This is a genomic window from Hydrogenophaga pseudoflava (genome assembly GCF_031020795.1).
In the GTDB taxonomy this organism is placed as follows: domain Bacteria; phylum Pseudomonadota; class Gammaproteobacteria; order Burkholderiales; family Burkholderiaceae_C; genus Hydrogenophaga; species Hydrogenophaga pseudoflava_A.
Map to the genome: position 1 here is coordinate 637367 of NZ_JAVHJP010000001.1, position 22443 is coordinate 659809.

General features: G+C 68.6%; 25 protein-coding genes. 17 read left to right on the plus strand and 8 right to left on the minus strand.

What is annotated here, in order from left to right; genetic code table 11:
• The first annotated feature begins 52 nt into the window (after positions 1 to 52).
• Complete coding sequence (locus RCO38_RS03120; protein WP_308327313.1) at positions 53 to 1003, plus strand: phosphoglycerate mutase; 951 nt, start codon at positions 53 to 55, stop codon at positions 1001 to 1003.
• Positions 1000 to 2736, plus strand: a complete 1737-nt coding sequence (gene recJ / locus RCO38_RS03125) for a single-stranded-DNA-specific exonuclease RecJ (protein ID WP_308326833.1) — start codon at positions 1000 to 1002, stop codon at positions 2734 to 2736. Before RCO38_RS03120 ends, recJ begins: the two co-directional genes overlap by 4 nt.
• Positions 2737 to 2837: 101 nt before the next feature.
• On the opposite strand, the gene RCO38_RS03130 is transcribed toward recJ, so the two are convergent.
• Both RCO38_RS03130 and RCO38_RS03135 read right to left on the minus strand, forming a co-directional pair.
• Positions 2838 to 3575, minus strand: a complete 738-nt coding sequence (locus RCO38_RS03130) for a LytR/AlgR family response regulator transcription factor (protein WP_308326834.1) — start codon at positions 3573 to 3575, stop codon at positions 2838 to 2840.
• Between the two features lie 34 nt (positions 3576 to 3609).
• Positions 3610 to 4671 (minus strand): histidine kinase, encoded by a 1062-nt coding sequence (locus tag RCO38_RS03135; RefSeq protein ID WP_374694498.1) that lies wholly within the window; start codon positions 4669 to 4671, stop codon positions 3610 to 3612.
• A 111-nt stretch (positions 4672 to 4782) separates the two neighbouring features.
• Here RCO38_RS03135 and argH point away from each other — a divergent pair, with 111 nt between their 5' ends.
• From argH to RCO38_RS03155, 4 genes are all read left to right on the plus strand, one after another.
• Positions 4783 to 6216 carry an argininosuccinate lyase gene (gene argH, locus RCO38_RS03140; RefSeq protein ID WP_308326835.1) on the plus strand — a complete coding sequence of 478 codons (1434 nt, stop codon included), beginning with the start codon at positions 4783 to 4785 and terminating at the stop codon, positions 6214 to 6216.
• Positions 6213 to 6404: a hypothetical protein gene (locus tag RCO38_RS03145; protein ID WP_308326836.1), complete on the plus strand. Its 192-nt coding sequence runs from the start codon at positions 6213 to 6215 to the stop codon at positions 6402 to 6404. The genes argH and RCO38_RS03145 overlap by 4 nt, the downstream gene beginning before the upstream one ends.
• A 2-nt stretch (positions 6405 to 6406) precedes the next feature.
• Positions 6407 to 7249 (plus strand): SPFH domain-containing protein, encoded by an 843-nt coding sequence (locus RCO38_RS03150; RefSeq protein WP_308326837.1) that lies wholly within the window; start codon positions 6407 to 6409, stop codon positions 7247 to 7249.
• A gap of 101 nt (positions 7250 to 7350) precedes the next feature.
• Positions 7351 to 8496 carry an HDOD domain-containing protein gene (locus RCO38_RS03155; RefSeq protein ID WP_308326838.1) on the plus strand — a complete coding sequence of 382 codons (1146 nt, stop codon included), beginning with the start codon at positions 7351 to 7353 and terminating at the stop codon, positions 8494 to 8496.
• 12 nt (positions 8497 to 8508) lie between these two features.
• On the opposite strand, the gene RCO38_RS03160 is transcribed toward RCO38_RS03155, so the two are convergent.
• The gene (locus RCO38_RS03160; protein WP_308326839.1) at positions 8509 to 8844 is read right to left on the minus strand and encodes a DUF805 domain-containing protein; all 336 of its coding nucleotides are present in this window, start codon (positions 8842 to 8844) and stop codon (positions 8509 to 8511) included.
• A 115-nt stretch (positions 8845 to 8959) separates the two neighbouring features.
• On the opposite strand from RCO38_RS03160, the gene RCO38_RS03165 reads away from it, so the two are divergent.
• From RCO38_RS03165 to RCO38_RS03180, 4 genes are all read left to right on the plus strand, one after another.
• Entirely contained in the window at positions 8960 to 9469 is a 510-nt protein-coding gene (locus tag RCO38_RS03165) for a bacteriohemerythrin (protein ID WP_308326840.1), read from the plus strand.
• Positions 9470 to 9518: 49 nt separating this feature from the next.
• On the plus strand, positions 9519 to 9950 hold the full coding sequence (locus RCO38_RS03170; protein ID WP_308326841.1) for an MAPEG family protein: 432 nt from the start codon (positions 9519 to 9521) through the stop codon (positions 9948 to 9950).
• A gap of 10 nt (positions 9951 to 9960) precedes the next feature.
• Positions 9961 to 10476 carry a DUF2867 domain-containing protein gene (locus RCO38_RS03175; protein WP_308326842.1) on the plus strand — a complete coding sequence of 172 codons (516 nt, stop codon included), beginning with the start codon at positions 9961 to 9963 and terminating at the stop codon, positions 10474 to 10476.
• 127 nt (positions 10477 to 10603) lie between these two features.
• Entirely contained in the window at positions 10604 to 11806 is a 1203-nt protein-coding gene (locus tag RCO38_RS03180) for an ammonium transporter (RefSeq protein ID WP_308326843.1), read from the plus strand.
• Between the two features lie 22 nt (positions 11807 to 11828).
• Here the strand turns inward: RCO38_RS03180 and RCO38_RS03185 are convergent, their stop codons facing one another.
• Positions 11829 to 11993 carry a hypothetical protein gene (locus RCO38_RS03185; protein ID WP_374694499.1) on the minus strand — a complete coding sequence of 55 codons (165 nt, stop codon included), beginning with the start codon at positions 11991 to 11993 and terminating at the stop codon, positions 11829 to 11831.
• Positions 11994 to 12080: 87 nt separating this feature from the next.
• Here RCO38_RS03185 and RCO38_RS03190 point away from each other — a divergent pair, with 87 nt between their 5' ends.
• The 3 genes from RCO38_RS03190 to RCO38_RS03200 are packed head-to-tail and all read left to right on the plus strand — an operon-like array spanning position 12081 to position 14421.
• Positions 12081 to 12572 carry a hypothetical protein gene (locus tag RCO38_RS03190; protein ID WP_308326844.1) on the plus strand — a complete coding sequence of 164 codons (492 nt, stop codon included), beginning with the start codon at positions 12081 to 12083 and terminating at the stop codon, positions 12570 to 12572.
• Positions 12573 to 12601: 29 nt separating this feature from the next.
• Entirely contained in the window at positions 12602 to 12928 is a 327-nt protein-coding gene (locus RCO38_RS03195) for a low molecular weight protein tyrosine phosphatase family protein (protein ID WP_308326845.1), read from the plus strand.
• Complete coding sequence (locus RCO38_RS03200; protein ID WP_308326846.1) at positions 12925 to 14421, plus strand: MFS transporter; 1497 nt, start codon at positions 12925 to 12927, stop codon at positions 14419 to 14421. Before RCO38_RS03195 ends, RCO38_RS03200 begins: the two co-directional genes overlap by 4 nt.
• A 12-nt stretch (positions 14422 to 14433) precedes the next feature.
• On the opposite strand, the gene RCO38_RS03205 is transcribed toward RCO38_RS03200, so the two are convergent.
• Positions 14434 to 14637: a putative motility protein gene (locus RCO38_RS03205; protein WP_308326847.1), complete on the minus strand. Its 204-nt coding sequence runs from the start codon at positions 14635 to 14637 to the stop codon at positions 14434 to 14436.
• 241 nt (positions 14638 to 14878) lie between these two features.
• Between RCO38_RS03205 and RCO38_RS03210 the strand changes: the two genes are divergently transcribed.
• Positions 14879 to 15370, plus strand: coding sequence for a GNAT family N-acetyltransferase (locus RCO38_RS03210; protein WP_374694500.1), 492 nt, complete (start codon positions 14879 to 14881; stop codon positions 15368 to 15370).
• Between the two features lie 163 nt (positions 15371 to 15533).
• Here the strand turns inward: RCO38_RS03210 and RCO38_RS03215 are convergent, their stop codons facing one another.
• Together RCO38_RS03215 and RCO38_RS03220 are read right to left on the minus strand one after the other, a co-directional pair.
• Entirely contained in the window at positions 15534 to 16106 is a 573-nt protein-coding gene (locus RCO38_RS03215; protein ID WP_308326849.1) for a serine O-acetyltransferase, read from the minus strand.
• 161 nt (positions 16107 to 16267) lie between these two features.
• On the minus strand, positions 16268 to 17830 hold the full coding sequence (locus tag RCO38_RS03220; RefSeq protein ID WP_308326850.1) for an AMP-binding protein: 1563 nt from the start codon (positions 17828 to 17830) through the stop codon (positions 16268 to 16270).
• Positions 17831 to 17886: 56 nt separating this feature from the next.
• Here RCO38_RS03220 and RCO38_RS03225 point away from each other — a divergent pair, with 56 nt between their 5' ends.
• A complete protein-coding gene (locus tag RCO38_RS03225) occupies positions 17887 to 19431 on the plus strand; it encodes a bifunctional aminoglycoside phosphotransferase/ATP-binding protein (protein ID WP_308326851.1) in 1545 nt (514 codons plus the stop codon).
• 19 nt (positions 19432 to 19450) lie between these two features.
• On the opposite strand, the gene RCO38_RS03230 is transcribed toward RCO38_RS03225, so the two are convergent.
• A complete protein-coding gene (locus RCO38_RS03230; protein WP_308326852.1) occupies positions 19451 to 20737 on the minus strand; it encodes a hypothetical protein in 1287 nt (428 codons plus the stop codon).
• A gap of 234 nt (positions 20738 to 20971) precedes the next feature.
• Between RCO38_RS03230 and RCO38_RS03235 the strand changes: the two genes are divergently transcribed.
• Entirely contained in the window at positions 20972 to 22171 is a 1200-nt protein-coding gene (locus RCO38_RS03235; RefSeq protein ID WP_308326853.1) for an AI-2E family transporter, read from the plus strand.
• A gap of 86 nt (positions 22172 to 22257) precedes the next feature.
• Positions 22258 to 22419, plus strand: a complete 162-nt coding sequence (locus RCO38_RS03240) for a DUF1328 domain-containing protein (protein ID WP_308326854.1) — start codon at positions 22258 to 22260, stop codon at positions 22417 to 22419.
• Positions 22420 to 22443 lie beyond the last annotated feature (24 nt).

Consider the following 22443-nt stretch of genomic DNA (forward strand, 5'->3'; position numbering starts at 1 on the left):
GATTGTGGCATCCCCGACAATCCCGGCTGTCTCCCCGTCCGGCTTGTCCCCCGTGCCCCACCACCTGCTGATCCCCTTTGCCGCCGCCAGCGCCCCCGAATGCCAGGCGCTGCTGCCCGGCCTGCAACTGCCCAACCTGCAGGCACTGCTGGCCCGCCTGCGCGAACAGCCCGCCGACCGGGGCGACGACCACCAGCTCACGCCCCCGCACGAACGGACCCTGGCCCGCGCGCTGGGCCTGCCGGTGGCGGACGGCCAGATTCCCTGGGCCGCTGCGCAGAGCGAGGCGCCCACCCTGCCCCAGGCCTGGTTCAGTCTGTGCCATTACCAGGTGGGCATGGAACAGGTGACGCTGCTGCCGGGCGCGCAGCTGGCACCGGACGACGCGGAGTCGCGTGCGCTGTTCGAAGCCTTCCAGCCGCTGTGCGCCGAAGACGGCCTGGCGCTGCGCTGGGACAGCGCCACCGAGTGGCATGTGAGCGGCGAGCCGCTGCGCGGCATCGCCTGCGCCAGCCTGGACCGGGTGAGCGGGCGCATGGTGGACGCCTGGCTGGCCGACAGCCCTGCCAACCCGGCCGGCGCGCGTCTGCTCAAGCGCCTGCAGAGCGAGGCGCAGATGCTGTTCTACACCCACCCGGTGCACGACACCCGCACCGCGCGCGGTCTGCTGCCGGTCAACGGCTTCTGGGTGCATGGGGCCGGTGCGCTGGACGCGCCACTGGCGCTGGTCGAGCTGCCCGGGATGCCCGACGCCCTGCGCCAGGCGGCGCTGCGTGGCGACTGGTCGGCCTGGACCGTCGCCTGGCAGGCGCTGGACGCCGGCGAGATCGCCTCCTTGCTGGCGGCCGCACAGCGCGGCGAGCCGGTCACCCTCACCCTCTGCGGCGAGCGCCACGCCCGCAGCTGGACCACCGCTCCGACCGGCGCCCTCACCCGGCTGGGCCGCTCGATCAAGCAACTGTTCGGCACCGCGCCGATCGCCGACACCCTGAAAGACCTATGAAGATCATCACCCGCGACGTGCCGCCGCGCGCCGCCTGGGCGCTGGAGCAGGCCGGTCTGCACCCGCTGCTGGCCCGTCTGTTCGCCGCCCGTGGCATCACGACCAAGGAACAGCTGGACGATGCGCTGGGCCTGCTGATCCCGCCTGCCCAGATGCTGAACGCCACCACCGCCGCGAAGCAGCTGGCCGACGCGATGGCCGCTGGCCAGCGACTGTGCATCGTGGCCGACTACGACTGCGACGGCGCCACCGCCTGCGCTGTGGGCGTGCGCGGCCTGAAACTGCTGGGTGCGCCCATGGGCTGGGACCGGGTCGAGTACCTGGTGCCCGACCGCGTGACCGACGGCTATGGCCTCACACCGTCCATCGCGCAACGCGTGAAGCAGCGCGGTGCGGACTGGCTGGTGACGGTGGACAACGGCATCGCCAGCGTGGCGGGCGTGCGTGCCGCGCGCGAAGCCGGCCTGAACGTGCTGGTCACCGACCACCACCTGCCCGCCGTGATCGACGGCACGGTCACGCTGCCGACCGACTGCACCATCGTCAACCCCAACCAGCCCGGCTGCGGCTTCGAGAGCAAGAGCATTGCCGGTGTGGGCGTGATGTTCTATGTGCTGCTGGCGCTGCGCGCCGAACTGCGCGAGCGCGGCGTGTTCGATGCCAAGACACAACCGAAGATCGACACGCTGCTGCCGCTGGTGGCGCTGGGCACCGTGGCCGACGTGGTCCGGCTCGACGCCAACAACCGCCGCCTGGTGGCGCAAGGCCTCAAGCGCGTGCGCGCCGGCGCCATGCCGCCGGGCATGGCCGCACTGTTCGCCGTCGCTGCCCGCCAGCCGGCCAAGGCCAGCGCCTTCGATTTCGGCTTCGCCCTGGGCCCACGCCTGAACGCGGCCGGCCGACTGGCCGACATGACACTGGGCATCGAATGCCTGCTGACCGACGATCCAGGCCGCGCAGACGAACTGGCACGCACGCTGGATGGCATCAACCGCGAACGCAAGAGCATCGAAGGCGAGATGCGCGAGCAGGCGCTGATGATCGTCGAGGAGCTGTTCGACGAGAGTGAAGAGCCGCCCCCGGCCATCACCGTGTTCGACCCCGATTTCCATGAAGGCGTGGTCGGTATCGTGGCCTCGCGCCTGAAGGACAAGCTGCACCGCCCGACTTTCGTGTTCGCGGCCAGCGGCGCCACGGGCAAGGAGCACGAACTCAAGGGCTCTGGCCGCTCCATCCCCGGCTTTCACCTGCGGGACGCGCTGGACCTGGTGGCCAAGCGCCACCCCGGCGTGCTGCTGCGCTTTGGCGGTCACGCCATGGCTGCCGGCTGCACCATCGACGAAGAACACATCGACACCTTCGAACAGGCCTTTGCCCAGGTCGCCCACGAATGGCTGGACGCCGCCACGCTGCAGCGCCGGCTGGAAGCGGACGGTGCGCTGGACAGGCAGTACCGCCGCGCCGATCTGGTGGACACGCTGCACGCCGAGGTCTGGGGCCAGGGTTTTGCGCCGCCGGTGTTCTGCGAAGAGGTGCAGGTGGTGAGTCAGCGGCTGGTGGGCGAAAAGCACCTGGCCCTGAAGCTCAAACACCAGGGAGAGCCGGTGGACGGGATGTGGTTCGGCCGCACGGAGCCTTTGCCTTCGACCGTCAAGATCGCTTTTCGTCTGGATGCGGACGAGTGGCAGGGGCAGCGGCGGGTTCGGTTTCTGATCGAGGCGGCTGAGGTCTGAAGTCCTTTCGCGCCTACATCTGGGCGCTGCTGGAGGGTGCGGCCGGCACTGCTCGCTCATGTCCCCCGGTCGCCGCCGACCGGAGCAGCCGAAAAAAAACGTCAGCCCACCAGCGACTCCCGCACCGCCGCCAGCTGACGGCGCGACACCGCCAGCCGCTCGTCGCAGCCATCCAGCCGCACCGTCCAGCCCTCGCCCTCCACCGGGTCGTTGTGCTTCTCCACCGCGCGCACACAGCGTCGCGCCACCAGCGCGTTGCGGTGCACCCGCACGAACAGGTGCGCGTACTTCTGCTCCAGGTCGCTCAGCGCCCCGTCGTAGATGTGTTCTTTCTCGGCCGTGCGCACGGTGATGTACTTGAGCTCGGCCTTCAGGTAGATCACCTCCGACAGCGCCACCCGCTCGCTGCGGCCACGCTCCTGGATCAGCAGGCTCTCCGAGGCGCCGCCCGACTCGGACTGCTCCGACGACTGCAGGCGCTGCACCTTCTGCAATGCCTGCTGAAGACGCTCAAGACGCACCGGCTTGGTGAGGTAGTCGACCGCCTCCAGTTCGAAGGCGTGCACCGCATGCTCGGCGTGCGCCGTCACGAACACCACCAAGGGCGGAGCGGTCATGGAACGCAGGTTCTCCGCCAGCGCCATGCCGTCCACGCCGGGCATGTGAATGTCCAGCAGCAGCAGGTCGCAGGGGCCCCGCTGGATCTGCTCCATCGCCTGCACCGCGTTGCCAGCCTCGCCGACCACCTCGGCGCGCGGATCGGTGCAATCGCCCAGCAGCGTGCGCAGCCGCGACCGCGCCAGCGCTTCGTCGTCCACGATCAGTACCTTGAGTGCCATGTCACGCTCCGTTGATCCCTGCGTCCAGACTGTCTTATATCGGTATTTCGAGCCGAACCTGGTACACGCCATCCACCAGCGCCGACTGGAACCGGCCTTCAACGTCGTGCAGCAGCGCCAGCCGCTGGCGCACATTGTCCTGCGCCAGCCCATGCCCGGGTGGGCCGCTGCCGGCGGGCACCGTGTTCGTCACCTTGATGATCACTGTGCCACCGCGGCGCTTGGTGGTGATGCGCACGGTGGCGCCGGTCGGGCTGGGCTCGACCCCGTGCTTGACGGCATTCTCGACCAGCGGCTGCAGGATCAGCGGTGGCAGGCGGGCGCCCGCCGCTTTCGGGTCCAGGTTCCACTCCAGGCGCAGGCGCTCGCCAAAGCGCACCTGCTCGATCGCCAGGTAGTGCTCGGCCAGCGCCAGTTCCTGCGCCAGCGGCACCGCCTCCTGCGAGTCGGCCAGCGCGTGGCGGAACAGCTCGCTCAGGTCCTCCAGCAGGGCTTCGGCCTTGGCGGGCTCCGCCCGCACCAGCGCGATCGCGCTGTTGAGCGTGTTGAAGAGAAAGTGGGGACGGATGCGCGCCTGCAGTTCGGCCAGACGCGCCGTGGTGCCCGCAGGGGCCTTGGCGCGCAGGCGCCACACCAGCCCGGCCACGAGCACCGTCGCAACCAGCGCGCCACTGGCGGCGCTTGCCAGCCACGGGGCCGGCGACACCAGCCCCGTCCAGACCAGCATGCCGCAGCCGTAGATCGCCGACACCGCCCCCAGGCCGATGCCCGCCGCCCACTGGGCCGGCATGGGCAGACGGGCCAGCTGGCGCTTGAGCGCACAGGTCACCAGCAGCCAGATGAGCACCGAGGGCAGCGTGGCCGCGGTCAGCACCGCCAGCGTCTCCAGCCAGCCCACCAGGCTCTGCGCGCCGAACAGGGCCGCCACCCAGGCGATGGCCTGCACGAACAGCACCGCGCGCAGCACCACGCCCAGCTGGCAGGTGTCAAACACCAGTTCGACCTCGCGCCGGTGCTCGGGCATCTGCGACAGCGGCAGCGTGCCCATGGTCGACGACAGGTCCTGGAAGCTCGATAAAATTCGGGAGTCCCGCATGGCTCGCACTATAGGTTGTCGCCGACGGACCGCATGGGCCACCGCACCGGGGCCCATTCCTTCAGGCACACGCGCCACCCTCCGACCCCTTCCCTCGCCGCTGGCACCACCATGTCCACCAACCAACTCGACAAGAAATCCGAAGCCTGGTCCGCCCTATTCTCGGAGCCCATGAGCGAGCTGGTCAAGCGCTACACCGCCAGCGTGTTCTTCGACAAGCGCCTCTGGCTGGCCGACATCACCGGCAGCCTGGCCCACGCCGAAATGCTGGCGGCGCAGAACATCATTGCTGCCAGCGACCTGGCCGACATCCAGCGTGGCATGGCGCAGATCCGCTCGGAAATCGAGGCCGGCAGCTTCGAATGGAAGCTCGACCTCGAAGACGTGCACCTGAACATCGAGGCCCGCCTGACCCAGCTGGTCGGCGACGCCGGCAAGCGCCTGCACACCGGCCGCAGCCGCAACGACCAGGTCGCCACCGACGTGCGCCTGTGGCTGCGCGACGAGATCGACCTGATCTCGGATCTGCTGAAAGAACTGCAGGTCGCGCTGGTCGATGTGGCCGAGAAGAATGTGGATGTGATCCTGCCCGGCTTCACCCACCTGCAGGTGGCCCAGCCGGTGAGCTTTGCGCACCACCTGCTGGCCTACGTGGAAATGTTCGCCCGCGACGCCGAGCGCATGGCCGACGTGCGCCGCCGCACCAACCGCCTGCCGCTGGGCTCGGCCGCGCTGGCCGGCACCACCTACCCGCTGGACCGCGAGCGCGTGGCCCAGACGCTGGGCATGGAAGGCGTGTGCCAGAACAGCCTGGACGGCGTGAGCGACCGCGACTTCGCCATCGAGTTCACCGCCGCCGCCAGTCTGTGCATGGTGCACATCAGCCGCTTCAGCGAAGAGCTGATCCTGTGGATGAGCCAGAACTTCGGCTTCGTGAAGATCGCCGACCGCTTCACCACCGGCTCGTCCATCATGCCGCAGAAGAAGAACCCCGACGTGCCCGAACTGGCGCGCGGCAAGACCGGCCGCGTGGTCGGCCACCTGATGGGCCTGATCACCCTGATGAAGGGCCAGCCCCTGGCCTACAACAAGGACAATCAGGAAGACAAGGAGCCGCTGTTCGACACGGTGGACACCCTCAAGGACACCCTGCGCATCTTCTGCGAGATGGTGGGCGGCCAGCTCAACCCGGCCACCGGCCAGAAGGAAGGTGGCATCACCGTCAACGCCCAGGCCATGGAGGCCGCGGCCAACAAGGGCTACGCGACCGCCACCGACCTGGCCGACTACCTGGTCAAGAAGGGCCTGCCCTTCCGCGACGCACACGAAACCGTGGCCCACGCCGTCAAGGCCGCCACCAGCCACAACTGCGACCTGTCGGAGCTGCCGCTGACCGTGCTGCAGGGCTTCAATGCATCGATCGAAAAAGACGTCTACGAGTGCCTGAGCCTGCGCGGCAGCCTGAACGCCCGCAACACCCTGGGTGGCACCGCGCCGGCCCAGGTGAAGGCGCAGATCGCCCGCCACCGCGTCCGCCTGGCATGAGGCATCTGGTTCTGCTGTTCGTCGTGCTCGCCGCAGGCTACGGTCTGTGGCAGTTCACCTGTCCGCTGATGCGGGCTGAGCAGCTGGGCCTGCTGGCCCGCCACGGCCTGCGGCTGGCGGTGCTGGCGGTCGTGCTGCTGGCTCTGCTGGTGCTGGCCTTCTTTCTTCCGTCCGCCAAACTGCTGTGATCATGCGCAACCTGTCCCGCCTCGCCCTGCCCTTCGCCGCCCTGGCGCTGACCGCTTGCAGCCAGATCGACACAGGCAACGTCGGCGTGGAGCGCACGCTCGGCAAGGTCGGCACGGAAGCCCTGACCCCAGGCGTGTACTTCACGCTGTTCAAGACCGTCGATGAGTTCACCGCCAAGGAAGTGAGCTTCCAGCTGGTGGACATGACCCCCAAGAGCCGCGACAACCTGACCATGAAGGACGTCGACATCGACGTCTATTACAAGACCACCCCGGCCGCCGTCCCCGCGCTCTACATCAAGTACCAGGGGGACGTGGTGCAGCACAACCAGATCGTGCAGGGCGGAACCAAGGACCTGGTGGTGGCCTTCAGCCGAGTCTCGCGCGAGGCACGGGAGGCCATCTACAAGTCGGTGGCCGAACTCGACGCCACCACCATGCACACCAAGCGCACCGAGTTGTCGGAGATGGTGCGTGCGCGCCTGCAGGAAGAGCTGGACAAGAACGACAAGGGCGCCTTCGTGGTCACGGCCGTCAACGTGCGCAACCTGCTGACCGACCCGGCCATCGAGGCCGCCATCCGCTCGCGTGCAGAGACCGACCAGGCGATCGAGAAGAAGCGCAAGGAAGTGGAGCTGGCCAAGGCCGAAGCCGAGCGACTGATCGTCCAGGCCCAGGGCGAGGCCCGTGCCAACGAGATCATCAGTGCCTCGCTCACGCCCAGCCTCAAGGAAATCAAGCTGGCCGAGCTGCAGCGCGACACGGCCCTGGCCCTGGCGAGCAAGCCCGGCAACACCGTGCTGCTCGGCGGTGGTGCTGCGCCACTGGTGAACGTCGGCAAGTAGACAACCTGCCAGACGGCGCTCAAGACTGGGCGCCAAACGCCGATTCAGAGTCCACAGCAGTCCGTGATCCTCGCGGGCCGGTCTTTGAACGGAGGTTTGTCGTGTCCTTTCTGATGTACTGGACGGCCGGTGTGCTGGTGCTGGCTGTGGCCTGGTGGTTCTTCCGCCGCCCGCCGGTGAAAGCGGCACCCAAGCGACCGATCCCGGCACCGCGCAGCAGCGCCCCTACGCCACGTGCCGCTCCCCCGGCGCCCGCAGCCGCGCCGGCCGCCCGTGCACCCGCACTGCCACCGGCCGAACCGCTGCCCGGGGAACTCGCAGGCTTCCACTGGCTGCGTGAACAGGACATCGACCCCGCGCGCCGCGACGCGCTGCTGAGCGCCTTCCGCGGCATTCCGCGCCCCCCTCGCTCGATGCAGAAGCTGCTGTCGCCGGATTTCGTGGCCAAGGCCGGCTCGGCCGAACTGAGCGAGCTGGTGATGGGCGAGCCGCTGATCGCCGCCAAGGTGCTCTCGACGGTGAACTCGCCAATGTACGGACTGCGCACCCCCGTGACCAACATCGGCCATGCGGTGACCTTCCTGGGCATGAACACCGTTCGCAGCATCTGCCTGCAGTACATGCTGGCCGAAGCCTTCAAGCCCAAGCTGGCCGAAGCGCAGCGCTGCTTCGACGCCATCTGGCACGCCAGCGCCATCGCCAGTGAACTCTGCGTGCGGGTGGGCAAGGCGCTGAACCTGCCGGATGTGGGCAACCTGTCGACCCAGGTCGTGCTCAGCTTCGTGGGGCAGCTGGCCGCAGCGTCCCTCATCCCCGCCACGCGCCTGGAGCAATGGCACCACCAGGACCGGCTGCAGCGCGCCCGCACCGAACAGGAACTGCTGGGCCTGAACGCCAGCGAAATCGGCAGCCTGCTGATGAAGTCCTGGGAACTGCCCGAGAGTCTGATCGACGAGGTCTGCGGCGTGGGCCGTCAGCTGGTCACGCCGCTCATGGTGACCGACCGCGCGCGCGCGCCGCGCTTTGCGTTGGGTTACCTATGTGCCCGGCTGGGCGAGCGGTTTGCCCTCGGCGAACTCGACAGCCTGGACGGCTACGATCCGGCGCTGGACATCGCGGCCGATACCCACCATCTGCGCGCAAGCCTGGCCCACCCCGCGCTGGCCCGGCTGGATCAGGCGCTGTCCGCGCCCGAACTGCAGGCCGCGCTGGACCAGATGCTCGGGCGTGTGACCACCACCGCCTGAACGCCGGGCCTTTCAGGTCGTGGGCACCGGGCCGTAGGCGTTGTCACCCTCGCTGGGCTGGACCGCCCAGTAGATCAGCAGGATCATGCCGATCAGGGGGATGAAGTTCACCAGCAGCCACCAGCCGCTCTTGCCGATGTCGTGCAGCCGCCGGGCGCCCACCCCCAGCGACGGCAACAGCAGCCCCAGGAACACCAGGTTGGCCACCGTCTCACCCACGACCACCGCCATCACCACGGCCAGCAGCAGCATGAACAGTGCCCACCACCAGTACTCCGAACGCGTGGCGCGTCCCTCAAAATCCACGTACTTGGAGAAAACGGTCTTGATCGCCTCGACAAACCCCATGTCACCCTCCTCGGTGTCTTGGAAAAACCCCATCATAGAGACCCGCCGCACCGTCCGGGAGGGCTTGATCTCCATCAAGCGTCCAGCCGGGTGTTTGCGGCTACAGTGACGCCCCATGGACGCGACCACCACCCCCGACGCCCCCGCCCAGGCCATCGCCGGCCTGGACTGGACCCCGCAGCTCCAGACCGGCGACGGCCGCATGGACGACACCCACGAAGAATTCGTGGACATGCTCAACCGCCTGCTGGCCACGCCCCAGGACCAGCAGCTGCCGCTCTACCGAGAGTTCGTTGAGCACACCAAAGAGCACTTCGCCCAGGAAGAGCGCTGGATGGTGGCCACCGGCTTTGCGCCCGACAACTGCCACGCCGGCCACCACGCCACCATCATGGAGACGCTGCATGCGGTGGTGGAGCATTACGAAAAAGACGACAAGGAAATCATCACCCGCCTGGCCGAGGCGCTGGTCGAGTGGTTCCCGCAGCATGCCGCGACCATGGACGCGGGTCTGGCGCTGCACATGAAGGAAGTGGGTTTCGACTCCCGCACCGAAACCCTGGCCGATCCGAGCCGGGTGCGCCCGGCCACCATGAGCGGTTGCGGCAGCGTCAGCTGCTCTTGACCGGCAGGCCTGTGCCAGGGCCCTGAGCCGGACCCGCTACAGTGGGCGCATGTCCACGCCCACCACCGCAGCCCTCTTCGCATCCGTCTTCGCGCTGGTCGCGTGGACCTTCTGCGTCCTGCTCCTGATTGCGTTCCGGCGCCTGCAGGCCGGCTTCGACGGCACCGTCTCGCCACGCGAATACGCGCTCGGCGAATCCGGGCGGGTGACCGCTGCCGTGTCGCTGCCCAACCGCAACTACATGAACCTGCTGGAGCTGCCGGTGCTCTTCTACGTCGGCATGCTGATGGCCCACGCCACCGGCGCCGCAACACCGCTGCTCGTGCACCTCGCCTGGGCCTATGTGGCGCTGCGCATCGTGCACAGCCTGATCCACCTCAGCTACAACCACGTGCTGCACCGCTTCGTCGCATTCGCCACCAGCAACGGGGTGCTGCTGGGCATCTGGGCACTGCTGGCGCAGGCCGTGCTCCTTGCATGAGCTCCACGCAATGAACACACCCACCGCTGTCACCCCGCCCGCGGGCAGCCGCATCGCCCAGCGCCTGGAGGGCGCCAGCTTCCACGACGCCTGGGCCATCGACGCCGCCGACCCCTCGCTCAGCGCGCTCGGCCAGTTCCTGAAGTCGGCGCGGGCGACGCCACGCTGGGTCGACGCCTGCATGCGGCTGCGCAACCGTGCGGTGCAGCTGGTGGGCCTGAAGGACCTCGGCGGGCTCTCTGGAATCCACCCCGGCCACACCGACGCGGACTACCGGCCCGGTGACCGGGTCGGCATCTTCACCCTGTTTGAGCAAGCGCCCGACGAGGTGCTGCTGGGCGACCGCGACAAGCACCTGGACGTGGTCGTCTCGGTGCACTGCGCCCGGCCGGTCGGCCAGCCGGTGCGCGTGACCGTCACCACCGTGGTCCACACCAAGAACCTGCTCGGGCGGCTCTACATGCTGCCGGTCAAGCCCATGCACAAGCTGATCGCGCCGTCGGTGCTGCGCGCGATCGGTGCATGACGCACCACCTTTGTAGGAACCCTCTCCATTGGTGCGCTTTTTGCTTTGACATGGTGCGATTCGCCATGCAGACCCTGTTTTGGCGCCAATCACGCACCAAAACAAGCCTTCTGCACGGAGATTTCTCATGGACGCACTCAAACAGGGCGCAGATGCCCTGTTCATCCTGCTCGGCGGGATCATGGTTCTGGCCATGCATGCCGGATTCGCCTTTCTGGAGCTCGGCACGGTCCGGAAAAAGAACCAGGTCAATGCCCTGGTCAAGATCCTGGTCGACTTCTCGGTCTCGACCATCGTCTACTTCGTCGTCGGTTACGGCGTGGCCTACGGCACCCACTTCTTCATCGGTGCCGAAACGCTGGCGCAGAAGAACGGCTACGACCTGGTCAAGTTCTTTTTCTTGCTGACCTTCGCGGCCGCCATCCCGGCCATCATCTCCGGCGGCATCGCCGAACGCGCCAAGTTCTGGCCCCAACTGATCGCAACGGCCGTCATCGTCGGCTTTTTCTACCCGTTCTTCGAAGGCATCGCCTGGAACGGCCACTTCGGCGTGCAGGCCTGGATCGAGGCGACCACCGGCGCCAGCTTCCATGACTTCGCCGGCTCGGTGGTGGTGCACGCCGTCGGCGGCTGGATCGCGCTGCCCGCGGTCATCTTTCTGGGCGCCCGCGCCAACCGCTACCGCAAGGACGGTGGCATCTCGGCCCACCCGCCCTCGAACATCCCTTTCCTGGCCCTGGGCGCCTGGATCCTGTGCGTGGGCTGGTTCGGCTTCAACGTGATGAGCGCACAGACACTGGACAAGATCTCGGGCCTGGTTGCGGTCAACTCGCTGATGGCCATGGTCGGCGGCACCCTCGCTGCGCTGATCGCCGGCAAGAACGACCCGGGCTTCGTGCACAACGGCCCGCTGGCCGGCCTGGTGGCCGTCTGCGCCGGCTCGGACCTGATGCACCCGCTGGGCGCACTGGTGGTGGGCGTGGTTGCCGGCCTGCTGTTCGTTTCCATGTTCACACTGACCCAGAACCGCTGGAAGATCGACGACGTGCTGGGCGTCTGGCCGCTGCACGGGCTGTGCGGCACCTGGGGCGGCATCGCGGCCGGCATCTTCGGCCAACAGGCACTGGGCGGCCTGGGTGGCGTCAGCTTCGGCGCACAACTCATCGGAACCGCCATGGGCGTGGCCTGGGCACTGCTGGGCGGGGTGGTGGTCTACGGACTGCTGAAAGCCACCCTGGGTCTGCGGCTGGACCAGGAAGAGGAGTACGACGGTGCCGACCTGAGCATCCACAAGATCAGCGCCACGCCGGACCGCGAAGTGAGCTGGTGAACCCCGGACGGGGCGGTGGCGCTCAGTGCGCCACCGACTTCGAGAACAGGTTGATCACCAGCATACCCGCGACGATCAGCCCCATGCCCAGCAGGGCGGAGCCATCCAGCGCTTGGCCGAACACCATCCAGGCGATCAGCGAGATCAGCACGATGGCCGCGCCGAGGTAGAGGTAGGCGGTCTTCATCTTGGCAGCTTACCCTCGGGACGGGCGCAACGTGGAGCCGATCTTGCGGATGGATGCGGTTCCGGAGCGGCCAACACGCTCGCTAAGATGGCCGTGCAGATTCCCGCCCACCACCCTCCGTGTTCAACGCAACTCCAGCGCGGCATGAAAAAACCCTTCCTCCTCCTGACAACCAGTCTGGTTCTTGCGTTCAATTCGTTGACCGCTTCGGCCCAGGGAGTCCCCACGATCGAAGACCTGAAGAAAGTGACCGACGCCGCCATGGAGAAGGTGGGCAAGGGAGACGTTGAGGGCGGAATGAAAGCATTCCGCCACCTCACGCTGGTACCGAAATCGGAGTTCGACACGATGCTGGGTCAGACCATGCTGCAGCTTCCCATGCTGACCGGCCGTTTCGGTGCATCCCTCGGTCACGAGTTCATCGAAGAAAAACGAGTGGGTGCATCCCTAGTGAGGCTGACGTACATCCACAAGTTCGATGTTCATGCCACCCGCTGGTACTTCTTCGGCTACCGGGGCAAAGATGGCTGGGCCATCAACACATTCCGTTTCGACGACAAGGTCCAAGACATGTTCTAGGCTCCAAGCCTTCGCAGGCCTCTCGAAAATTGAACGTCCTCTTCGTCTGCAGCCGCAACCAGTGGCGCAGCCCCACGGCCGAGCAGGTATGGCGTCGGCATCCGTTGCTCAATGTGCGCTCGGGCGGCACCAGCCCCAGCGCGCGCCACACGGTCAGCGTCGACGACATCGGCTGGGCCGACGTGGTGATCGTGATGGAGCAGAAGCACAAGTCGCGGCTCGTCGCGGACTTCGGTGACCTTCTGGCCGACAGGCCGGTTCATGTGCTGGACATTCCCGACGAGTACAAGTACCTGGACCCCGAGCTGGTCGAGCTGCTGGAGCAGTCGGTCGGCCGCCTTCTCAAGATCGAATGACCACCACTTCAAAAGCCACCCCCCGTGAATGGTGGGGTCTGGCCGTGATTGCCCTGCCCTGTCTGGTCTATGCCATGGACCTGACGGTGCTCAACCTCGCCGTACCGGCGCTCAGCCGCGCGCTGGCGCCCAGCGCCTCGCAGCTGCTGTGGATCATCGACATCTACGGCTTTCTGGTCGCCGGCTTCCTCATCACCATGGGCACGCTGGGCGACCGCATCGGGCGCCGCCGCCTGCTGCTGACTGGCGCGGCCTTCTTCGCGGCGGCCTCGGTGCTGGCCGCGTTCGCGCGCACGCCGGCCGAGCTGATCGTGTTGCGCGCGCTGCTGGGCATTGCCGGCGCCACGCTGGCGCCGTCCACGCTCTCGCTGATCCGCAACATGTTCCACGACGAGACGCAGCGCCAGTTCGCCATCGGCGTGTGGATCACCGCGTTCTCGGTCGGCAGCGCCATCGGCCCGCTGGTGGGCGGCTGGCTCCTGGAGCACTTCTGGTGGGGCTCGGTGTTCCTGCCCGCGGTGCCAGTGATGGTGTTGCTGCTGGTGCTGGGGCCGCGCCTGCTGCCCGAATACCGCGACGAGAACGCTGGCCGCATCGACGCGGCCAGCGTGCTGCTCTCGCTGGCGGCCGTGCTCGGCACCATCTACGCCATCAAGGCCATGGCCGAAGCCGGGCCGAGCGCGGCTCGGCTGGCGTTGCTCGTGGCCGGTCTGGTGGTGGGCTGGGTGTTCGTGCGGCGCCAGCGGGTGATCGACTACCCGCTGCTGGAGCTGCGGCTGTTCGCCATCCCCACCTTCCGCACCGCCATCGTGGCCTACGCGCTGTCGTGTCTGGCCATGTTCGGCGTCTACATCTTCATCGCCCAGTACCTGCAGATGGTTCTGATGCTCACGCCGCTGCAGGCCGGCTGGGCCACCGTGCCCTGGGCGGGCGGCTTCGTGTTCGGCTCGATGGTGCTGGCGCCGCGCATGGCGGCGCGCTACGGCCCCGGCCCGGTGATGGTCTGGGGTCTTGCAGCAGCCGCGGTGGGGATGTTGCTGATGGTGGGCGCCGACGGCCCGTGGGCGCTGTGGGTGCTGGTGGCCGGCATGGTCGTGGTCAGCCTGGGCATGGCGCCGGTGTTCGCCATCGGCACCGAACAGATCATCACCTCGGCGCCGCCCGAGCGCGCGGGCGCGGCCTCGTCCATCGCCGAAACCGCCTCGGAGTTCAGCGGCGCGCTGGGCATCGCGCTGTTCGGCAGCGCGGGCACCCTCATCTACCGCCACCAGCTGGGCGGTGCGGGGCTGACCGATGTGCCGGCGCAGGCACAGGGCACGCTCGGTGGCGCCCTCGAAACGGCGAACCGATTGCCGCCGGACTCGGCCCGAGCGCTGGTGGGTGCGGCGCAGGCCGCCTTCACCGACGCGCTGCAGTTCACCGCACTCACCAGCAGCGTGCTGGTGCTGCTGGCCAGCGTGCTGGCGGCGCGCATGCTGCGGCGGCCGTCATAGCCGCTGCGCGGGTCACGCCATCGTGTTGACCTGCGTACCCACCGGGCCGCTGCCGGCCAGCGGCAGGTTGCCCGCCACGGAGTTGAGCAGCGAGGCCGCCGCCGACTCCTGCGTCTGCATGGCCTCTTTGAGCACCTCTATCTGCACCTGCTGCTTGGTGGCGCCTTGGCCCATCTGGACCACGCGGTCCACGACCAGGGCGGGAGAAACGGACATGTCCATGGGGACTCCTTTGAAGCTGTTCAGGAGTTATCGGCTGGTGGGCTGGGTGGCTTGAACCGGCGGCGCTGCTGGCCACTGTGCGCCGCTTGCCTCACTGGTAACAAAACGAACACAATGGCCGCAGAGCCATTCCGGCCAGACCACACGCACCGCCCGGGGAGGGAGCGACATGCCAGCAGCGGCACCGGCTCACCGGTTTCACATCCGCGTTGACCGCGAACTCACACACCCTCAGGTGCTCAGCCTGCTGGACGAACACCTGGCCGGCATGCGCGCCGCCTCGCCGCCCGAATGCGTGTTCGCGCTGGACCTGAACGGCCTGCGCCGGCCCGAAGTTACTTTCCTCACCGCCTGGCGCCTGCCGCCGGACGCCCCGCCCGGCGCTGAACCCGACACCGTGGGCGAACTGGTTGCCATGGGCGCCCTCAAGGAACTGGTGCCCACCACCGCCACCGAAGGCGGCCACGGCGAACTCAAGTCCATGCGCACCAGCGCGCGCCACCTGCGCCAAGGGGCCGCGCAGGCCATCCTCACCGAACTGCTCAAGCTCGCCCGCGAGCGCGGCTATGCGCGCGTCAGCCTGGAAACCGGCAGCACGCCGCCGTTTGAACCGGCGATTGCGATGTACCGGCGGTTCGGGTTTGTGGAATGCGGGCCGTTTGCGGATTACCGGGAGGATCCGTTCAGTCGGTTTATGAGCGTTGGAGCTGATCAGGCGCAAAGATGAATGGCCACTCCGGCCCTGTGATAGATGACCTGCATTCCGGCGCAGACCTTTCAAACCTTTGACCCCAAGCCAGGCACGACCAACCTCATCAAAGGAGTCACACGCTCAAGCAAGCGCACAGCCCTCGTTTCAGTCTCAGGACAGCGCTCCCGCCGCACCTTCATCAACCCCTTCTCGCCCCCCTTTCGAACGCGGCCATGCGGAGGGGCCGGATGGGCAGCCCGCGGCCAATTGCGTCCCGGCAGGGCAAGACGCGAGCGGGTACACCTACCGCGACCGAGTTGGACGGCACGTCACGTATGACCACCGAGTTCGCCCCGATGTGCACGTTGTCGCCCACGGTGATGCGGCCCAGCAGTTTGGCGCCGGCGCCGATGTCCACGTTGTCGCCGACGACCGGCGCACAGGGGTCGTCGGCACGGGCCAGCCCCACCACCACGCCGGGACGGAGGCGGCAGTTGTCGCCGAACCGGGCATAACCGCTGATCACGATGCCGCCGAAGTGGTCGATCACAAAGTTCTTTCCCACCCTGACCTCGCAGGGAAGCTCGACACCGGTGAGCACCTGCACGGTCTTGTAGAGCACGTGGTAGAGCAGCGAGAAGGCCTTGCGCACGGGCACGGGACGCAGGCCATAGCGCCAGCGTCCCAGCCGGTACACCAGCATGACCCAGAAACCCTGCGCTCCCAGGCGGCTGCCATGGGCCCGGTAGTCTGCGCGAATGTGGTCGAACATGGGGCTGTGCCGATCTGCGAGGTGGGCGTGACGCCTGTCTTCCGCCCGCGGTTGACCGGGTTCACGTCCTTCCGGGTGGAGGGGGCGGATGCACCAAGCCATTCTCCCCTGCAGCCCGGGCAGCCTCCGTGCGCTGTCGAACATACGGTGGAGCCGCTTGCTCAGGACAGGCTGCCTGCGTTGACCTGGCTTTCGGGCGCTCCGGCCCTCTCCCGCAGCACCGTCTTCAACACTTTTCCGTAGTTGTTCTTCGGCAGCGCCACCACAAACTCATACCGCTTGGGCCGCTTGAACCGCGCGATCTGGTCCAGGCAGAAGGCGTCGAGCGTCTTCGCATCCAATGCCGCCCCGGGCTGCGGCACCACAAACGCCACCACGATTTCGCCCCACTCGGGGTCGGGCGCACCGACCACGGCGACTTCGGCCACGCCGGGTGCGTGCAGCAGCACCTCTTCCACCTCGCGCGGGTAGATGTTGCTGCCGCCGCTGATGATCAGGTCCTTGCTGCGGTCCTTGAGGGTAAGGAAGCCGTCGGCGTCGAGCGCGCCCATGTCGCCGGTCCAAAGCCAACCGTCTCGGATGGCCGCCTGGGTGGCCTCGGGGTTGCGCCAGTAACCGGCCATGACGCTGTCGCCGCGGATCAGCACTTCGCCGACCTCGCCTGTGGGTAGCGGCTGCCCGTCTGGCCCCGCCACGCGGATGCGCACCGGGGTCTGCGCCACGCCGACGGAGGCGATGCGTTCTTCGTGCCGCGGGTGCGCGGTGTCGGCCAGGTGGGCGCGGCCGAGGGCGGTGCCGGTCATGGGGCTTTCGCCCTGGCCGTAGATCTGCACGAAGCGCGGGCCCATGGTGCGCAGCGCGCGGCGGATGTCGGCGGCGTACATGGGCGCGCCGCCGTAGACGATGGTCTTGAAGCTCTGGCCGCACTGCTCGGGCGTGAGGCCCTGCGCCTCGGCCTCGCCGACGATGCGTTTGACGATGGTCGGCGCGGCGAACAGCGAGAGCGGGCCGAGCTGGCGGCCCAGTTCGAACAGCTCGGCGGCGTCGAAGCCGCCCGAGGCGGGCACCACGTGCCGCGCGCCGGCCATGAGGTGCGGGAGGGCGTAGAGCCCCGCCCCGTGCGACATGGGCGCGGCGTAGGCGATGGCGTCCTGCGGGCTGACGTGGTCCACGTCGTTGAAGTAGCCCAGGCCCATGGTGAGCAGGCAACGGTGCGTGATCATCACGCCCTTGGGCCGGCCGGTGGTGCCGCTGGTGTAGAACAGCCAGGCGGTGTCGTCGGGGGCGCGCTCCTCTATATAGGAGAGGCTTTCGCCTTCGTTGATCCAGGCGTCGCATTCGGCGCTGTCCACGTCCATCACGCCGTCCAGCCCGGTGAGCTCCGCCGGGTCCGGCACGATGTCGGAGGTGACGAAGGCCCGGCGCGCACCTGAGTTTTCCACGATCCACTGCACCTCTTTCAGGTGCAGCTTGGCGTTCACCGGCACCGCCACCAGCCCGGCCCACCAGGCGCCGAACAGCAGCTCGAGGTAGCGCGGGTGGTTGCGCATGAACAGCACAACGCGGTCGCCGGGCTGCAGGCCCGCTGCACACAGGTGAGCACCCACTCGCGCAGCGCGCTCCGCCCACTGCTGGTGAGTGGCCACGGCCTGCGTGCCGCTGAAGATGGCGGGGCGGTCGGGGTGTTCGAGCGCCTTGCGCTGCAGCAGGTGGGCGAGGTTCATGGGTCGGGGTCTCCTCTTGTCTCCGTGGTGTACCCGCGAAACGATACAGTGGCTTCATGTCCGAGCCTGTCCCGCCCCTGATTGCCGCGCTGATGCAGCCGGCGCGCTACCCGCACCCGGTCGACCGCGTCGAGCTGGTGCAGACGCACGGCGCCTGGGTGCTGCTGGCGGGCGATTTCGCGTACAAGATCAAGAAGCCGGTGCGTTTCCCGTTCATGGACTTCGGCACCCTGGGCGCGCGGCGCCACGCCTGCGAAACCGAGATCCGGGTGAACCGGCGCTTCCAGCAGCACGACCGGCCGGCCACCCACCTGTACCTGGGCGTGTGGCCCATCGTCGGCACAGCCGAGAACCCGCGCTGGGGCGAGGCCGGCGACGGGCAGCCGGCCATCGAATACGCGGTGCAGATGCGGCGCTTCGACGAGACGGCGCGGCTGGACCATGTGTGCCGGCGCGGCGAACTGACGGCGGAGCACGTGGCGGGGCTGGCGCGCCGCATGGCGGCCTTTCAGGCGCGCGCGGCGGCGGCCGGCAAGAGCCAGCCCTGGGGCCACGCGACCGCGGCCATGCGCTGGCCGCGCGACAACTTCAACACCCTGCGCACGCAGCTGAAGGCGCCGGCCGATGCGGCGCTGGTGCAGGCCCTGAGCGACTGGACCGAGCAGCGCTTCGTGGCCATCGAGCCGCTGCTCTCGCGGCGGCGGCAGAAGGAGCGGGTGCGCGAAGGCCACGGCGACCTGCACCTGGCCAACCTCGCGCTGATCGACGGCGAGGTGCTGCCCTTCGACGCCATCGAGTTCAACGACGAGCTGCGCTGGATCGACGTGGCCAGCGACATGGCGTTCTGCTGGATGGACCTGCTGGACCACGGCCAGCCGGGGCTGGCGAACGTGCTGCTGAGCGAGTGGCTGGACGCCAGCGGCGACGTGTCGGCGCCCACCGTGTGGAGCTTCTTTGCCAGCTACCGGGCGGGCGTGCGCGCCAAGGTTGCGGCGATCCGCGCTGGGCAGCTGACCGGTTCGCCCGAGGCGGACCAGCACCTGGCCGAGGCACGGCGCTACTTGGCGCTGGCGCAGGACATTGCCCACCCCCCGTCGCCGCAGCTGGTCATCACCCACGGCCTGTCGGGCAGCGGCAAGACCTGGGCTTCGGGCCGCTGGCTGCAGACCGAGGCGAGCGGCCGCGCGGTCCGCCTGCGCTCGGACGTGGAGCGCAAGCGCCTGCACGGAATGAGCCCGCTGGCCGCCAGCGGCTCGGGCCTGCACGAAGGTCTGTACCGCCCGCAGGCGCACGAAGAGACCTATGCCTCGCTGCGTGCCCGCGCCCGCATGCTGCTGCAGGACGGCTGGTCGGTGGTGGTGGATGCGGCCTTTCTGCGCGAAGCCGAGCGGCGCTCCTTCGCCGAGCTGGCCGAGGCCGAGGCCTGCCCCTTCCACATCCTGGCCTGCGAGGCACCCGCGGACGAGCTGCGGCGGCGCATCAGCGCGCGCCAGGCCGCTGGCCGGGACGCCTCGGAGGCGACGCTGGCGGTGCTGGAGCAGCAGTTTGGCTGGCTGGAGCCGCTGGGCGACGCCGAACGGGCACGGGGCCTGACGGCCTGAGCCACGGTCGCCCGATACGTCAGCGCCCGAAGATGCCGCGCAGGATACTGCCGGCCGCGCCGGGCAGGCCCCCCGCGGGCTTCTCTTCCGGTGCCGGGGTGCTGTCGCGGCCGCCGGCCATGCCGGCCATGTCCAGACCGAGCATCGCCATGGTCTGGCTCTTGGCGCGCACGCGCACCGACCACTCGGGCTGCCAGTTGTTCGGGGCCTTGGGCGGGCGCACCGGGTGGCTGAAGTGGCTCTCGGGGCCATACGCAATCATGCGCAGCATCGCGCCACCCGCCTCGCCCCGGCCACCACCGCCCTGCCCGCCCGCGAAGATGCCCTGGGGCACGGCGCACTGGGTGGTCTCGGGAGAAAGCAGCACCTTGTTCTTCACCCATTGGGTGGCCGTGGTCTCGGTCAGGTAGTCGAACAGGCCCAGACCCGCGTCGCCGTTGTCGGCACTGGACCAGAGCACCATGTCGTCGCCCGCCATGCCCATGGCGTGCAGGTGGTAGGCGGCGGCGCGCGGCACCGGCTGCCAGGACAGGCGGATGCTCTGCGCCGGGTCGCCCTGCTGCTGCAGCTGGATGGCGGGCATCAGGTCCTGCCGCTCGGCCAGGGTGAACTGCATGGACTCGGGCACACCCTCGCCGCGCACCTGGTGCACGCCCTGCAGAAAGGTGTCGGCCCTGGGGTTCACCGTGTTCTTCTCGTTGGGGTAGAGCGCGTGTTGCGCACCCACGCGGGCCGCGCGCTCGGGCGCCATGCGCCCGGCCAGCGCGCCGGCCCAGGCCGCGGGGTTGTTGGAAAGATTGATGACCTTGGGCTGGCCGGCGCGCACCGCCTCGCCGCAACCCCAGTAGATCAGGATGCGGCCCTTGATCTCGGGCATCTCGCCGGGCTGCGCCTCGCCGGGTTCCTTGAAGCTGGGGCTGGGCGGCACCAGCGGCAGCGACTCGCCCATGCCCATCGTCAGCGGCACGAAGAGCGCGGCTTCGGTGCCGGGCTTGCGCGGGTTGTAGAGCGCCACGTCGATCACGCGGCTGGGCGGGAGGGCGCCGGTCAGGCCCGGCTGGCTGCCCTGCTGGATGAAGCGGCCGCTGGCGTGGCCATAGACGTGTGAACCTCCGCCGCCGCCCCTGTTGCCGCCGAAGAGCCCGCTGATGACGCCGCCGACGCCGCTCTGCATGAATTCGGGCATGCCCGTCATGGTGGAGGTGGACAGGTCGATCCAGAGCTGGGTGGGTGCGGTCTGGGCCTGCGCCGCCAGCGGCACACAGACCAGAGCGGCGACGGCCGCCAGCGGTTGAAGGGATTGCACAAGCTGCTTCGAAAAACGGTGCGCCATGGGTTCCTCCGTTGCGGGCGAGGGCCTGCAAAACCATGATACGCCGCGCCCCTGGCGCCACCAAGACAGTGCGCCGCCCCCCGCTCCCCCGGGCATGGCATGCAGGCGGCGTGTCGGCGCCGTCCGACACCGCAGCGCGGGCGCGGCCGACACACGCGCGCCGGGGGCGGGCGGAGTATGGGATGACCTGCGACCACGGACCTTGCCATGAACACACACCCACCGGAGACACCCACCGTGCCCACCATCCCCCAGCCGGTGATGCCCGGTGTGCAACGCTTCGTTCTCTGCGGCGCCGCCCTGGCGCTTGGCATCCTCGGTCTGCACTTCGGCAAGGCGTTGCTGATCCCGCTGGCGCTGGCGGCGCTGCTGGCCTTTGCGCTCGACCCGGCGGTGAACTGGCTGGAAAGCCGGCGGCTGCCGCGGGGCCTGGCGGTGGGCGCAGTGATGGCGCTGACCATCGCTGCGCTGCTGGGCGCCGCGGCGGTCGCGACCGTGCAGGTGGGCGAACTGGGGCAGGAACTCCCCACCCACCGCCAGAACATCCAGAAGAAGTTGCGCGAGTTGCGGCCGGCGCTGACCCCCTCGGGCACCACGCGGGAGATGACCCGCCTGATGGACATGGTCTCCCGCGAGTTCGAAACCGCCACGCACGCCTTCGAACCGGCGGGCAGCACCAAGCCCAAGGTGCAGCAGGTCGCGGTGGAAACGCGCAGCGGCAGCGCCCGCGCCATCGACCTGGTGATGCGGGTGGGCGTGCAGCTGGCCACGGTGGCGCTGGTGCTGATCCTGGCGGTGATCATGCTGCTGCAGCGCGCCGAACTGCGCGACCGTCTGCTGCGCCTGCTGGGCGGAGACACCGAGCGCATGGCCGAGGCGCTGGCGGAGTCGGGCCGGCGCGTGAGCCGCTACCTCACCGCGCAGCTGATGGTGAATCTGGGCTATGGCGTGCCCATGGCCCTGGGCCTGTGGTTCATCGGCGTGCCGGGCGCCTGGCTCTGGGGCGGCCTGGCCACGGTGTTGCGCTTCGTGCCCTACCTGGGGCCGGCGCTGGGTGCGGTGATGCCGCTGGTGCTGGCCTTCGCGGTCGACCCCGGGTGGTCGATGGTGCTGTGGACGCTGGGGCTGATCGCCACCCTTGAGCTGATCAGCAACAACGTGGTGGAGCCGCTGGCCTACGGCAACTCCACCGGCGTCCTGCCGCTGGCGGTGCTGGTCTCGGCCGCGTTCTGGGCGCTGCTGTGGGGACCGGTGGGGCTGGTGCTGGCCACGCCGCTGACGGTGTGCCTGGTCGTGATGGGCCGCCACCTGGCACCGCTGCGCTTTCTGGACGTGCTCTTCAGCAGCGCACCCCGCAGGGCAATGATGCGCCGCACGGTGTCGGCACCGTCCTACACACCGCGCTGACATTGACCGACACCGATGCACCCACCCCACGCGCACACTGGGTCCATCGCAGCACTGGCGCTGCGGTAACCAACTAGGAGATCGCCATGTTGCACTACGCCGTTGTGTTCTTCGTGATCGCACTGATCGCGGCCCTGCTGGGCTTCGGTGGCATCGCCGCCGGTGCCGCCGGCATCGCGAAGATTCTGTTCTTCGTGTTCCTGATCATGGCCGCGGCCACGTTTGTCTTCGGACTGATCAAGCGCTGACGGGGCCGCTTCGGTACCCGGTTC

Coding starts and splice junctions, on each gene's coding strand:
- RCO38_RS03185 (WP_374694499.1), bottom strand. CDS start 11,993: ATGAAGACCGCCTACCTCTACCTCGGCGCGGCCATCGTGCTGATCTCG.
- RCO38_RS03215 (WP_308326849.1), bottom strand. CDS start 16,106: ATGTTCGACCACATTCGCGCAGACTACCGGGCCCATGGCAGCCGCCTG.
- RCO38_RS03130 (WP_308326834.1), bottom strand. CDS start 3,575: ATGGCACTCAAGGTACTGATCGTGGACGACGAAGCGCTGGCGCGGTCG.
- RCO38_RS03145 (WP_308326836.1), top strand. CDS start 6,213: ATGAGGCATCTGGTTCTGCTGTTCGTCGTGCTCGCCGCAGGCTACGGT.
- RCO38_RS03180 (WP_308326843.1), top strand. CDS start 10,604: ATGGACGCACTCAAACAGGGCGCAGATGCCCTGTTCATCCTGCTCGGC.
- RCO38_RS03135 (WP_374694498.1), bottom strand. CDS start 4,671: ATGCGGGACTCCCGAATTTTATCGAGCTTCCAGGACCTGTCGTCGACC.
- RCO38_RS03160 (WP_308326839.1), bottom strand. CDS start 8,844: ATGGGGTTTGTCGAGGCGATCAAGACCGTTTTCTCCAAGTACGTGGAT.
- RCO38_RS03235 (WP_308326853.1), top strand. CDS start 20,972: ATGAACACACACCCACCGGAGACACCCACCGTGCCCACCATCCCCCAG.
- RCO38_RS03175 (WP_308326842.1), top strand. CDS start 9,961: ATGAACACACCCACCGCTGTCACCCCGCCCGCGGGCAGCCGCATCGCC.
- RCO38_RS03165 (WP_308326840.1), top strand. CDS start 8,960: ATGGACGCGACCACCACCCCCGACGCCCCCGCCCAGGCCATCGCCGGC.
- RCO38_RS03190 (WP_308326844.1), top strand. CDS start 12,081: ATGGCCGTGCAGATTCCCGCCCACCACCCTCCGTGTTCAACGCAACTC.
- RCO38_RS03200 (WP_308326846.1), top strand. CDS start 12,925: ATGACCACCACTTCAAAAGCCACCCCCCGTGAATGGTGGGGTCTGGCC.
- RCO38_RS03220 (WP_308326850.1), bottom strand. CDS start 17,830: ATGAACCTCGCCCACCTGCTGCAGCGCAAGGCGCTCGAACACCCCGAC.
- argH (WP_308326835.1), top strand. CDS start 4,783: ATGTCCACCAACCAACTCGACAAGAAATCCGAAGCCTGGTCCGCCCTA.
- RCO38_RS03240 (WP_308326854.1), top strand. CDS start 22,258: ATGTTGCACTACGCCGTTGTGTTCTTCGTGATCGCACTGATCGCGGCC.
- RCO38_RS03205 (WP_308326847.1), bottom strand. CDS start 14,637: ATGTCCGTTTCTCCCGCCCTGGTCGTGGACCGCGTGGTCCAGATGGGC.
- RCO38_RS03225 (WP_308326851.1), top strand. CDS start 17,887: ATGTCCGAGCCTGTCCCGCCCCTGATTGCCGCGCTGATGCAGCCGGCG.
- RCO38_RS03170 (WP_308326841.1), top strand. CDS start 9,519: ATGTCCACGCCCACCACCGCAGCCCTCTTCGCATCCGTCTTCGCGCTG.
- RCO38_RS03150 (WP_308326837.1), top strand. CDS start 6,407: ATGCGCAACCTGTCCCGCCTCGCCCTGCCCTTCGCCGCCCTGGCGCTG.
- recJ (WP_308326833.1), top strand. CDS start 1,000: ATGAAGATCATCACCCGCGACGTGCCGCCGCGCGCCGCCTGGGCGCTG.